The sequence below is a fragment of the Enterococcus raffinosus genome (assembly GCF_001886185.1).
GTDB classification, from domain to species: domain Bacteria; phylum Bacillota; class Bacilli; order Lactobacillales; family Enterococcaceae; genus Enterococcus_A; species Enterococcus_A raffinosus.
Map to the genome: position 1 here is coordinate 38,518 of NZ_JXLA01000020.1, position 13,289 is coordinate 51,806.

14 protein-coding genes are annotated in these 13,289 nt (G+C 37.6%); 3 read left to right on the forward strand and 11 right to left on the reverse strand.

Annotation, left to right across the window (positions count from 1 at the left end):
- Positions 1–225 precede the first annotated feature (225 nt).
- Genes RV13_RS11955 through RV13_RS11965 form a run of 3 tightly spaced genes read left to right on the forward strand, consistent with a single transcriptional unit; the run spans position 226 to position 6,411 of the window.
- A complete protein-coding gene (locus tag RV13_RS11955; RefSeq protein ID WP_010745429.1) occupies positions 226–4,062 on the forward strand; it encodes a SpaA isopeptide-forming pilin-related protein in 3,837 nt (1,278 codons plus the stop codon).
- A complete protein-coding gene (locus tag RV13_RS11960; RefSeq protein WP_010745430.1) occupies positions 4,062–4,829 on the forward strand; it encodes a hypothetical protein in 768 nt (255 codons plus the stop codon). The genes RV13_RS11955 and RV13_RS11960 overlap by 1 nt, the downstream gene beginning before the upstream one ends.
- Positions 4,819–6,411 (forward strand): SpaH/EbpB family LPXTG-anchored major pilin, encoded by a 1,593-nt coding sequence (locus tag RV13_RS11965; protein WP_010745431.1) that lies wholly within the window; start codon positions 4,819–4,821, stop codon positions 6,409–6,411. The genes RV13_RS11960 and RV13_RS11965 overlap by 11 nt, the downstream gene beginning before the upstream one ends.
- A 108-nt stretch (positions 6,412–6,519) precedes the next feature.
- Here the strand turns inward: RV13_RS11965 and RV13_RS11970 are convergent, their stop codons facing one another.
- From RV13_RS11970 to RV13_RS12015, 11 genes are all read right to left on the reverse strand, one after another.
- On the reverse strand, positions 6,520–6,945 hold the full coding sequence (locus tag RV13_RS11970; protein WP_010745432.1) for a hypothetical protein: 426 nt from the start codon (positions 6,943–6,945) through the stop codon (positions 6,520–6,522).
- 429 nt (positions 6,946–7,374) lie between these two features.
- Positions 7,375–8,019: a histidine phosphatase family protein gene (locus tag RV13_RS11975; RefSeq protein WP_010745433.1), complete on the reverse strand. Its 645-nt coding sequence runs from the start codon at positions 8,017–8,019 to the stop codon at positions 7,375–7,377.
- Positions 8,020–8,394: 375 nt separating this feature from the next.
- Complete coding sequence (locus RV13_RS11980) at positions 8,395–8,760, reverse strand: YxeA family protein (protein WP_081630590.1); 366 nt, start codon at positions 8,758–8,760, stop codon at positions 8,395–8,397.
- A 176-nt stretch (positions 8,761–8,936) separates the two neighbouring features.
- On the reverse strand, positions 8,937–9,089 hold the full coding sequence (locus RV13_RS21025; protein ID WP_010745435.1) for a hypothetical protein: 153 nt from the start codon (positions 9,087–9,089) through the stop codon (positions 8,937–8,939).
- 87 nt (positions 9,090–9,176) lie between these two features.
- Entirely contained in the window at positions 9,177–9,407 is a 231-nt protein-coding gene (locus RV13_RS11985) for a helix-turn-helix domain-containing protein (RefSeq protein ID WP_010745436.1), read from the reverse strand.
- A 251-nt stretch (positions 9,408–9,658) separates the two neighbouring features.
- A complete protein-coding gene (locus tag RV13_RS11990; protein WP_010745437.1) occupies positions 9,659–9,970 on the reverse strand; it encodes a carboxymuconolactone decarboxylase family protein in 312 nt (103 codons plus the stop codon).
- A gap of 136 nt (positions 9,971–10,106) precedes the next feature.
- Complete coding sequence (locus tag RV13_RS11995) at positions 10,107–10,550, reverse strand: GyrI-like domain-containing protein (RefSeq protein WP_010745438.1); 444 nt, start codon at positions 10,548–10,550, stop codon at positions 10,107–10,109.
- Between the two features lie 324 nt (positions 10,551–10,874).
- Positions 10,875–11,552 (reverse strand): HXXEE domain-containing protein, encoded by a 678-nt coding sequence (locus tag RV13_RS12000; protein WP_010745439.1) that lies wholly within the window; start codon positions 11,550–11,552, stop codon positions 10,875–10,877.
- 260 nt (positions 11,553–11,812) lie between these two features.
- Entirely contained in the window at positions 11,813–12,046 is a 234-nt protein-coding gene (locus tag RV13_RS12005) for a hypothetical protein (protein WP_010745440.1), read from the reverse strand.
- Positions 12,047–12,160: 114 nt separating this feature from the next.
- On the reverse strand, positions 12,161–12,289 hold the full coding sequence (locus RV13_RS21550) for a hypothetical protein (protein ID WP_255212360.1): 129 nt from the start codon (positions 12,287–12,289) through the stop codon (positions 12,161–12,163).
- Positions 12,290–12,891: 602 nt separating this feature from the next.
- Entirely contained in the window at positions 12,892–13,200 is a 309-nt protein-coding gene (locus RV13_RS12015) for a hypothetical protein (RefSeq protein ID WP_010745442.1), read from the reverse strand.
- Positions 13,201–13,289: the final 89 nt, after the last annotated feature.

Below are 13,289 nucleotides of genomic sequence, written 5' to 3' on the forward strand. Positions count from 1 at the left end.
TTTTTTGCGACATTCAAACTTTATTATTCTTTATTTCAAATTAAAAAATTGGATGGGATAACACTAAAAATCATAAAAAACAACAAAACAACTACAAAATATCCGATTTGAATAACAAAATATTGTAAAAAAACACAATAAGCGGAAGAAAATGATATCAGTTATCATATTGTTACGTGGAAGGGAGAGTGGGTGAAAAAAGGAATGAAGGGAGGAAAATATGAAATGAAAAAGAAGCACTTACTCATGTTAGTTGTTCTGTTGTTTTCTTTTATCACAGAAACGCTGCCATCATTCGTTACAGCACATGCTGAGACGACCAAAACAGAATTGATCGACGAAAAATTTTTGAATGTCTCCTACGACTATGAAACAAAAGAAGAATCGACTCGTTGGCGAATCACGTTTAGCAGGCAAAGCGAAGAAAGTGATAAAGAGCAACGCCTCAAATTGAAAGTAACCGATGAGAAAGGAAAGGTGATAACCTATCCAACTATTGATGACATGATCGAAAAAGATGAATGGTTAATTGAAAAAAACTATTCATCCTCAATGGAAGGGCAACTTGTTTTTGATCTGCCCAAATCAGTAAAAACACTCAATTTGGACGTTCAAATGGACGAGCAGACTCTTTCTGACAAGCAGGACACTAAGACGCAAGAAAATATTTTAGATGTCAAAGAGCCTTTTGTTCTAAAAGTGAACGATGCAAAAGAAGAAAAGGAAGAAATCGAAACTTCTGATAGTAAAGCTGCGGTCAAAACCAGCTCCGAAGATTTTATCGGACCGCCTGAACCAGAAGAAATCGTACCAGTGCCAGCGACAGCAGTCCCGAATAATGGTCTGCTTCGAATGGATCCACCGAAATATACCAACAAGGCACCTGTTTATACGAACAATAACGGCCTTTATCCTACATGCTACTGGACGCCAACTGGACAATCAAATGTGCGAAATCATCAAGGTGGCTATGAGAGAGAAAGTGGTTGGGATGGTCTAACGCAATGGAGTGTTACACCAGATAACTATACGAATTCTTATATCAAATATGGTGTTGAGAAATCAAAACCAAATATTTCACTACGTAAATATGCGAGTGAAACCTCTAAAGAAGATGAGTTCGATGTTCGCCTAAATGTTCGAGGAAGTACGATTGCTAAACCTGGGGTAGATGTTTGTTTTGTGTTGGATAATTCTTCTTCTATGATTCAATCAGAGGGGTATATTGGAGGAATATCAAGAAAGAAACTAGCTGTAGACTCGCTCCAAAAGTTGATTGATAAATTTAGGGCTGCTGAACCAGAGACGGATAGCCTTAGAATTGGGGGAGTGATTTATTCTTCTTCTGAAAACACTTCTTACTCTAATGCAACCGTAGCTATGTCTAGCAACGAATCCAATTGGCAAAATTTAGTAAATACTTATAACAGAATGACACCATATGGGAATACCTATACACAAAAAGCGTTAATGAATGCACAGACAATGCTAAATAATGCAAGTGGAACAAATCGACGAAAGGTGATATTTCTTTTAACTGACGGAGCACCTAACTTTAGCGCAAGACCTGTTTCAGCGGTTGCGGATTCTAATATTTATTATGATGGTTTACGAATTACAGAATACTCTTCAATAAATACAGGAGTTGATTTGCAGCCATATCAATATCCATATCCATCATATACTGTGAAAATTCCATCGGGTTACAGATTAACAGGAACTGGTCAACGAATATATAGTCACTTAACACCAGTCAATTCCACTGCGCAAAACATCAAGGATCAAGGAATGGAAATTAATTCGATCGCAATCAATATTAAAAAGAATCTCACTTATGAACAACATACAGATTCGGAATTAATCAGAGGATTGTATAAGATTGCTTCGAAGAAATCTAACGCTACTGGCGATACACAAAACGATTATCAATTCTATCATGCCAACACTACCGGCGATTTTGATATTTCCTTTGAGGATTGGTTTACATCAGTCATTCAAACAGTTGATAAAGGGGTCATCGAGGATCCAATCGGAGATATGTTTGAGCTAGTTGGAAAACCGACTGTTAAAGAAATCAAAAAGTCTGGTGTGCCAGCGATTGAAACGAGTAAGTTACCAAATGATCCGAAGGTCGTAAACAACAAGATCACGGTTGATAATATCAACTTATATGGAAATCAAGAGATTCAAATAGACTATAAACTTCGCTTGAAGACCGAACTAGATGAATACGAAGGCGGCAAGTGGTATCAGACAAATGGGAAGACGACGTTGCTACCGACACCGGAACAATCAGATGTGAAATTAGAATTTGGGGTACCTTCAGTCAAAGGAAAATCGAAAGAGTTCAAGGTTCCAGTTGAGAAGAAATGGTCAGATTCGTTTAAGAACACAGAGGATTATTGGGGACTTCGAGGAAACAGTGTCAAAGTTATTTTACAAAGAAAAAGTGGAAACTCATGGGTTGATGTTGAAACGAAGACGCTGAATGCAGCGAATAATTGGCGGGACGAGTTCACAGCGGAAGGCGGAAGCCATGTTTACAGGGTCGTTGAGGCTTCTCGAACAACAGGGTACGCGAAGCCGACTTCTAATGTGGATGAATTTACAGCCAAGACAGTACCGAGCAAAGGAGTTATTCTCACAAATAAATTGCTGACGGGGAAAGCAGTTATTTGTAAGTACAAGGAAGATGGGAAAACACCATTTACCAAAGATTTACCGAAGTTTACAGTAACACGCAAGTCAGATGGCAAAGTCTTAGCCGCTGATCTTGAGCCGGACGCGAATGGTCAAGTAACGATTACCGATATTCCGCTGGGTGACTTCATCGTGGAAGAGTCCTATGTACCTGATGGCTACAGCAAGATGGAAGACATAGAACTTAAAGCGGTGGAAAACAGTGCGGGAACAGGCTTGAACATTACATTGAACGGCAAATCATCGCCTTACAAAGTGACCAATAAGCTATCGAAGGACTTTGAGATTCCGGTGGAGAAACTCTGGTCGGATGAATTCAAAGGAACAGATAATTATTGGGGGCTGAGAACCAGCTATGTAAGGGTCACCTTGCAGAAACAAAGTGGCAGTACTTGGCAAGATGTGGAGACATTGACGCTGACACCGATCGACAATTGGAAAGGGGTATTCCAAGGCGTTGAAGGTGGCAATGCGACCTATCGAGTGGTGGAAGAATCACGGACGACAGGCTATGCCAAGCCAACCTACAATTATGGGACTAGCTTTACGGCGAAAACAATTCCGACAGGCGGCATTAAGTTGACCAATAAGCTGCTGACAGGAAAAGCCGTGATCTGCAAGTACGGCAATGATGGAAAGACACCATTTACGAAAGATAAACCGAAATTCTCTGTGACACGTAAGTCAGATGGCAAAGTCTTAGCGACCGATCTTGAACCAGATGCAAATGGTCAAGTGACGATCACGGATATTCCAATGGGTGACTTCATTGTAGAGGAAACCTATGTGCCAGCCGGGCATGAAAAAATGGCGGATATCGAACTAAGAGCGGTGGAAAATGCTGCTGGAACAGCTTTGACGATTACTTTGAATGGCAAGTCATCGCCATACAAAGTGACGAATAAATTGTCTGATTTCACATTGAAGATCAAAAAAGTAGATCAAGACGGCAATGAACTAAGAGGTGCCAGCTTTAGGTTGATCGGAACAAATTACGATGAAACCAAAGCAGGCGGACCAAACTTTGAATTTACCGGTTTGCGACCGGGTGAATACAGTCTATCTGAAACGGTCGTTCCGAATGGGTATCAAGGAATGAGCGGGACAGTCAGAGTCAGTATTTCGCAAACAGGGAATGTCACAATTCAGCCGAATTCAAGTGTCAGCGGATCAGGTGGGGTAGGAAATCCGAACCTTATTCAATTAACTGTCACCAATAGGAAGCGCGGACAAGGACCTTTGCCATCAACAGGTGGTTCAGGTACCGCAATGTTCTTCAAAGTAGCCATTGGCGTTATTTCAACAGCAGGTGGACTGCTAGGCAGCCTCTACTGGCTTCATACTAAGAGGAGGGGATCGTAATGAAAAAAATGATTCTTCTCTTGGGACTAATTCTGGGGATTTGTAACTTGGGGGTTACTGCTTTTGCAGAGGAAAGTCAGGTAGAAGTACAGATTAATACACGGGACGAAAAAGGCTTCGTGCATGAAGGCACTGAAAACATCGTATTAGATGTTTATGATCTGACTGAATGGCGGGTCAAACGGGCAAGTAATGAGAAGGTGGATAAGGAGTACATTTTAAACACGTATTCCACGAAAGAGAAGCTGGACAACTTTGTCAAAAGCGAGCAGATGAAAAAAATCACTGAATCCTCGCTTTTATTAGACGATACAGGCAGTGCGAAGATTACTCTGCCACGCTATCAAAATGAACAAAATGCAGCCTACCTGATTCTTTCTTCAGGGGAAACAGGGAAATATCACATGCTGCCAATCGTTGTCTATTTACCACAATTGCTGGAAGGCACAGAGATCGAATACACAAGTTTGCTCTTTAATTGCAAATATGATGAGATTCCGACGACGCCTACGACAACACCACCAACGACGACATCATCGTCTACTACTACGCCAACTAAATCGACAGAACCGCCGATAACAGATAGCTCAGAACCAAGGAAAGATTTACCAAAAACAATTGGAACACCAAGCGGAGGGGAGGGACCGAAAAGCTTTCCTTCTACTAATGAGTTGATACGTAATTATTGTTTTCTAGGGTTGTTGCTTATGTCTGTTGGTTTAATTGGGTTGAACAAAAACAAGGGGGAAAAAAATTATGAAAAATAAGAGAAAATGGGTTGCTTTATTGACCACGTTGCTCTGCATGATTCCACTATTAGCAGGGGTGCTAGGTGGAGGAGAAAGTGCGTTCGCAGCTGATTCTGCGAATGTAACGATTCACAAGAAAAAAATGGACGAGTTTCCGAATGCAAGCACTGAAAATACTGGGTTAGAAATGCCAGAATTCGATCGCTATGACGGTTTAGAAGGTGTTACTTTCAGAGCGTGGGATATTTCTGAAGATTTCTATGCAGACTTACGTTCGCGTTTGACTGGAAATGAAACAGATGATCAATACAATACAATTGCTAGACAAGTGATGGCTGATTTTAATTTAGCTACAGCAACAAATGCAACACAAGTTGGTGCGGATCAAACAACAGATGCAAATGGAGATACAACGTTTGCAAACTTACCAACAAAAAATGCTGATGGTACCTACAAAGTATACTTCTTTGAAGAAGAAGCTCAACCAGGAGTGGAAATCGGAGAATACAAATTAATCTTGATGTTACCACTTAAAGACGGCGGCAGAGAGCTTACAGATATTCACTTGTATCCGAAGAACAAAGTAGAAGGCGAAAATCCTGTGAAAGAATTAGTGGATGAAGATGGTAATCCATTACCACCACGCCCTGCAGGAGCTTACGACTTTGAAGTTGGACAACAAATCCACTACCGTGCGTCATTCCAAATTCCTAGCCAAATCGGTGATATTAAAACTGACGGTACACCACGTTACGAAAAATTGGATTTCCACGATGAAGTCGATCAAACAGGTGTGAAATTTGAAGGAATTGATCGAATCGTTGTGGATGGCAATACGGTCAATGCGAATGACTTTTTAGTTACACATGGTACTTATACGCCACTAAATGAGAATGCGCCTTGGGCTGACTATGCTGGCTTCAATCTTTCAATGAACTTGACTGGTGCAGCAGGTCCTGCAACAGCTGCTTTCTTAGGTCAATATGCTGGTCAAACAATTGAATTCTACTACACGGTGTCATTCACTGAAAATACACCAGTTGATTTAGACATCAACAACGAATTCACTGTAACAATGAGTCATGATGGCGGACAAGACGATGTGAAGACAAACGATCCAATTGATCCAATTATTACTGGTGGTAAGAAATTCTTCAAACACCAAGAAGGTGAATCAAATGGATTAGCAGGCGCAGAATTTGTTGTTATCAAACAAATCAATGGCGTGGATCATTACTTGACAGCTGGTCCAGATTCAATGACTTGGACAGCAGTTGGAGCAAACGAAGATTACGCTACTGCAACAAAATACATCTCCGATGCAAATGGTCAGTTTGAAGTAACAGGATTAGAATACGGCGACTATCAATTGCGAGAAATCAAAGCGCCGAACGGTTTCCAAAAATTAACAGACGATGTAGACTTCACTGTTGACAAAGGTTCTTATAACAATGCAACGGAACTACAAATTGCCAATACGTCTAAAGGCGGCACATTACCATCAACTGGTGGAATGGGTATCATTGCCTTTATCGTAATCGGTCTTGGTTTGATGGCAGCAGCAATCGTTCGCTACCGTCGCGTACAGTTTGAAGTTTAATTGAAATACGAAAATGAGCAAAAGGCTGAGGCCTTTTGCTCGTTTTTGTTTTGATAGCAGGTATGTTATGCACGCCTATCAAAGAGAATACAAAAAAATGATTGAAAATTACTCTTTAGGATGACCATGTTTTTTCCAAAATTTATCAAAGTCACTTCCTCTAATATCGCCACAAAGAATTTTCCGCTGTTTAATCCAGTCTTTATCGTAAATATAGATTGGATAGATAGCGGGTGCTCTATAAGTAAATTTTTCTCTAACCCCATACCTAACTTCAATATGAGAGAGAGAAAAAGTTTGCTTTCTAAAATTGCCAATTTTCCTTACAACCAATTTGTCATTTCTAACTTCTATTATAGTGAATTGCATCATAAGAGCGAATAAATAGAGACAAGAAATAGGCAGGACAGACAACCAAGAATCCATGTTTGTAAATCCTTCTTCTATGGCAACAGCCCATGCAGCAAATAGATAAATACTTAAAAATAAAAGGAAAGAAACATAACTCCAACTCCAAACGACAATTTTTTCCACGAAAGACTCCTATAAAATTTTTATTGACTATTTTTAGTTAATATATCAAAGATGCAAGCAAGAAAGAAAGGAAATTTTTAAGCGAGTTTCAACTAACTCAGCCAATTATAGAAAAGTATCTGTCAACAACAATTGAAAAAGCTGCTAAACATTATGGTGTTACAAAAAATCCGAGGTAGTTATGGTTATCAAGCAAATGGGACCTCCTAGTAGTGGAGGTAATTTCAATTTATATAAGAGAGGATAATTATAAAAGATCTCAAAAAATGATCATAGCTGCATTTCTGTTTTTATGTAAGTAGTGTGACATTATCCTTTTCGATATATTTCACACGTCCATATTGGTTGTTGTAAACATCTTTCGCCATATTTCCAGATCCTTTCTTAATTCGCATTATCGCCTTGAGCCGCAAAAGCGTACTAGGCTTATCATGTAAGGATAGAAAAACTTTTACCATCCCATTTAATACAAATAATATCGACATTTTTGATTTTAGGTTTTTTTCGCAACATTTCTTTTGAAAACAAAAACTGTAATGTTTTAATAGCAAAAGCATGAGTAACGATCAGGACGCTTGGATTATTCAAGTGAATAAAATGATCACCTGTATCTTTGAGAAAACTTTCCAATCTATCTGTAATCATATGAAACGGTTCAACCATTCCTGTTATGTCGGATTTATAAATAATCTCATGAACTTCTGGCAGACGGAAATTAAGTTCTGAAAAATCGTTTTGTATCTGTAATTCATTCATCATACTGGAAATAAACTTATTATTATTTTCTGCTTCCCAACTGCCCAAACACCACTCACGGAGCCTTTTATCCATAATAACTTGCAGTTCATTTTGCCCCTGTGCAGTTAATATGGTTTTTCCAGTCTCTAAAGCTCTGGATGTATCACTGGAAAATGCTGCCGAAAATTGGACATTTTTCAGTTGCAGTCCTAATTGTGTGGCCGTTTGGATTCCTCTTTCAGTTAATGGGGAATCCGCCCAACCTTGTGCTTTATGTAATTGATTAAGTAATGTTTCACCATGTCGAGTAACATAGAAAGTAACTGTTGAATTCATGTTTTATCCTCCAAAAAAATCCTATGTAATCGCTTCACCTTATCGGCAATAGTCGAACCAAGAAATTACTAGCAGTATAGCAGAACCACTTGTCCAAAACAACGCTGTAGGAGGAAGTGATGCTGACGAAAGAGGAGTTAAAAAAGAACTATAGGAAGTAAGCTCAAGAAAATTTTCCTACATTATAGAATAGCTATATAAAACAAATTTAGTGCGGTTGCAAGGAAACTTCATATGACAATCCCAAAAAAGCTTTTCCTTATGCGAGTAATACATAAAAAAGCGCAAAGCCCAAATTATTTTGTGCTTTACGCTCAACCATTATACGCAGTAAATACCCTGTCATCGTATAAGAAATTGATTTCTAAATAAGAGCTACTTATCCAACGAATGCAACACATAGGCCGGCACATCACTAGGTTTTACTTCTTCCCAGCCCATGACGCCTTTTTTATCATTCACATGTAAAACTAGATATGAATTTGGTTTTAATTCTTTATCCTTGGCGGAGTTAAAAGAGAGTGTTTTCTCATGATTATCTTTGGTATAACTTGGGAGATGATAACTGTATCGATACTGCTCCATTCCGCCACCGCTGCCAATATCCACGCGTTTGCCTTCCTGAACTATTTTTGTATAGTAATCCGTTGTCCCATAATTTTGATCGTACCAAAACCATGCACCGCCGCAGACTACGAATACGGGGATTAAAAAACCAATTATGCGTCTCACATCAATCATTCCTTTCAAAAGAAGGATACCTAATAGTGAAGGGTTAAAAATCAAACTAAAGTCCGAAATGAAACGAACATTTTTGTAAGGCTGAGCGAGATTTATTAAATGAAGGTAGTAGGGAGGATATTGATTGAAGATGGTTGTAAGAAGAAAAAAAAAGCTACTGAAAATCAGTAGTTGTCCTAAGAAGCGATGTTCAGTTTTTTGATGGCTTGCTCAATGGTAATGCCAATCGCAAATTCGTGGGGGATATTCTTATCGTAGACGAGGAATCGATTTAATTTGGTATTAAAGAGTACGCAAAGCTGTCGAATCTCTGGGGTAGTTTCTGTCATAGTAGCCGCCTCCTTTCTTTAACTATAGTATAGTCTCTGAATGTTGAGCAACGGTTAATTTAATGTAAAAAAAGGGTAGGGACTAGTTTATTCCTCTGTTCTCCCTACTAAGTAATCCAAAGAGACTTGATAAAGAATTGAAAGGTCAATCAATTCGAAAATAGTAGGTAACACTTCTCCTTCTTCATAATTTTCGTATTGTTCTAATGAAAGGTTTAGTTGGTTTGCGACGTGCTCTTTAGAGTAGTCTTTTTTTGTTCGCAGGAAGTTCAGCCTGCACCGCAACGTATCAAGTAGGATGGCTTCTTCAATAGACATAAAATACCTCGATTTCAAAAGGCAGCCAATCACTGGCCGCCTTCAACATTGATCACCACTAGTTTCCGCTAGATGGCTAGACAGGTTGATTTTAGCAAAAAAGGTCGTTGAGTCAACCGTGAACGGCTCAAATAGTTCGTGAATGAGAAAATATTATTTATAAAGAGAATTTTAAAATTGACGTGCTTGAGTTGATATTTAATCAAATAAAAATGCCTAACAATTTTTATTTTAAATTGTTAGGCATTTAATTATTCATTCATATCATAGGCTTCAATTGCAGCGGGCAACGCATTAATAACTTCATTTCCAACGGCAGGTAGGCCAACTAAAATAGCACTAATGACTTCCTCTTTTGTTGCTCCAGATTTTTTTGCCAACATAACATGAAAGGGAATGCCGCTTGTTTTCCCTGTCGCGGCGAGAACAGCTAGATAAGATAAATGATTGGTTTTATCATCCAAGGCACTAATATCACCCCAAGTTTGTACTAGCTGTCCAAAAGCTTGTTGATGTTCAGGCGCTTCTTTGGCAAATGTTTCAAATGAATTACTTAGCTTCATATAGGCAACCTCCACTTTTTGAGTAAGTATACCATGAAGAATTTCTTCTGTTAAAGAGTAAATAAAGCTAGCTAACGAATGTGGGGCTGTCAAATAGAAAGAGAACCTATGAAAGATTCTCTACATGAATGTCATTTTATTTTATTGGTACTAGCATTTCGCATCGTCCATCGTTGATTAAACTGTTTTTATACCTTTCTAAAATGGGTCTTGAAAAATCTATCGTATAAGAATCTCGACTTAATAAAGATGGAAAGGTGTTCCAAAAAGCTGAAACAGCGTTGCTAGTATGGTCGATTTGGAAAATTGCGTATTTTCCTGAATCCAATTCTCTTGAGTCCATGTTTGTTATGGCAGTATCCGACTCTACAGCAACATCATAACGACAATGTTCTGCAGAGACTCTATTTGGGTCATCTAATGCAATACCGTAGATAACTGTATTTCCTGAGAAGAGGTCTTTTTCTTTCAAAAGAGCCTTTATAGAGTCCATTAAAGCATAATTTTCGGGTCCATAAGCACCAACCCGACGTTTGTAAAATACTTTTTTTGATGGTAGTGATTCAACTGAATAATTCATATAGGTTCCTCCAAATATATTATTGGAAGATTGGCCAATCATTCCCTACATTCATTCTATAGTCATTTAAAATGTTTTTCATCAAAATTTTTAAAATTGATGAATAAGTCATACATTTAGGAGGGGAGGAGTATTTAAGTAGAAATGCTCTTGTAATTAGGGCAATTAAGAAGGTTTTCAAAGAAGATGATTAGTTTTGTCAGAAAGATTAATGGCGTGCAAAAATGAAGTTAAAGAAAATTTGATCGGTTATTGGGTGGGTATTAAGAGAACCACATAAAAACAAAGTAGCTACAGCTATCTTGTTTTCTGTGGTTCATACACTTATCTTTTTTGTTCATATTTAGCCCAGTAGCCTAAATCAGTAAAAGCAAAGGTTTTACTTTTTATTTTTCTTGAGATTGAAAAAGGTAAAAGAATCAGTCCAACGATAACAAAAGCTACCAAACCAATGCCGGCGAAGAATTGACTGATGGACAAGCCATTTTTAACTAACCAATCAATCCCGTAAACACTCATACTAAATAATACAGTGAAGGCAGTTGCATTTCCTGGAGCATAGATGGTTCGTTTTCCTTTTGTCCGATACTTCTTGTATATAGCAAGCCCATCTTTCGTGTGCATGAATGTTTCGCCAAGACCAAATAGAACCACAACTAAAACAGAGATAGCAGCTAGATCCTTCGCGAAGAATAATAGAAAGATAAAGTAAATTTCTGCACCTAAATTGGTGATCATATTTGTTAATCTATTTTGAGGATAAACCATAGGCGCATCCGAATGCTGTCCGATATTATTCATAAAGTAGAACCCACCAGGGTATGTGTTTTCTTCAAAAACGTGAAGCGGAACCATTATTGTCAGGAGTCCCATCAATCTTTGTGGAAGATCCCAATCATTCCAGTGAAGAAATAGGACGACTCCCATCCCTACGCCCAACATATAGAGAATCTGCAACCAAATACGGTCACACCATTTGGATAATAAACTTTCTTTATTCATTCTTCCCACCTCCAAAATAATTTGTATAAAAATTTCTGTAAGAATCATTATGAAGGATGAGGTGAATAATTAACAGCAACAAATATCGTTATTGTACATTTATACAGAAAGTGATCACTTATTCACATTTAATTGATGTTTGAGCCTCTTATTTTACTTTATCTAAATAATCTTGTGCTTCGTTTTTGTTTGATCAAAATACTTTAGTAAGTACAGATAATATATATGCTACTACAATTGGAGCTATTTCGTAGATTCTTCTATCGAAGTCTAAGAATCCCATCAATAATTAGGCTCATACTAATTAGGATATTGATAGTAAATCCTAGCTTATTGTTAGTATTTAGTCCATTGCCGAAGTTCACGTACTTGGGAACAAAAATTCTCTTATCAGAAGTGAAAAAAACACCATATTCTCGTTTGTTTTTTAGTAAATACGGAATTTTGGCTAGTGGCCAAACTAACAATAGAATACCTAGAATTAATTCAATCATTACAAGCCCTCCTAAATACGTATTTCAGAATTAATTCTATCTCTTTAATTTTGTATAGTAAAGGGAATAATTTTATTCCGCTAATGAAGATATCAAGTAAAAAAAGACTCATAATCATGAGTCTTTACGGGCTTTCTCTTTGTCTTTTAAGTTGTTCGTAATGGCGATTCCTGTGATCATTCCACAGCTGGCTATGGCGATCCACCAAATAGCTATGATAGGTAATAGTTGTCGTGCTTTCATTTTAATCACCCCTAATTTAAGTATGCAAGATCTGATACAGCCGAGCAAGTAAAATTGGTTTAAGAGTAAACGAATGTTTTATTAGCAGCGGAACAAAACTAGCGTACTGAAATTGCGAATATAGTAGATATAAAAGGAGAAAGAAGTGCCTCAAATAGAAATAAAATAAACAAGAATAATCAAGAGGGCATAGATGAGTAGGCCTAGTGGACTTCTAGGATTTATTGTTAAGCCGTAGCCTATAGGTCTAGATACAAATAATTTACTCTGTTCTTTTGGAGTTAGAATCAAAACAAGCAAAGCATTCATAATAAGAATCAAAGACATGATGATCCCAATGTAATTTATGTTTACGTTTGAGAGCACAGTATTTTTTAAAGTGTAGAGAAAGATGAGAATGATCGTAAATACTCCAAGTGAAGCACCTAAGACTTTATTCTTAGTCATTAAAAAATTACTATTTAACTATAAAAGTATCCAAAAATTCATATTAAAACAAGCTTTTAATACGAAAGCCAAATAAAGGAAAGTTCAGTAATCACGCCTATAAAAGAAGAAAGACAACTGATAGTAGGGATAATACAAGAGAAAATCTCCTTTTATTATCTTTCTTGATTAATAGCAAAATAATGATCAATACATGTCTTTATTCCTTCAAAATCTTTAGCCATAAATAATTTTGCAGGGACTTTGATGATTGGAAGGTTGTGTTCATTGTCAAAAGAGAAAAAAGGATTCGGCAGGACTAAATAATCCACCTGGTCTTTATCTCTAAGATAGTTGAAGGAAACATTATAATAGTGAGAGAAATATTCTTTCATATCAGAGTATTCCTCAAAGTTTACAGGTAGGGGCATCCTGCCATACCCTGCGCCCGAATTAACTGTAAAAACGAAACATAGCTTAATCATGAACTATCCTCCTCAATAATCTTAAGCATAAAAAGAGCTTTGGGTTGTCACTCATCTCAACAACCGAAGAAAATACCTGATCTGGGAAG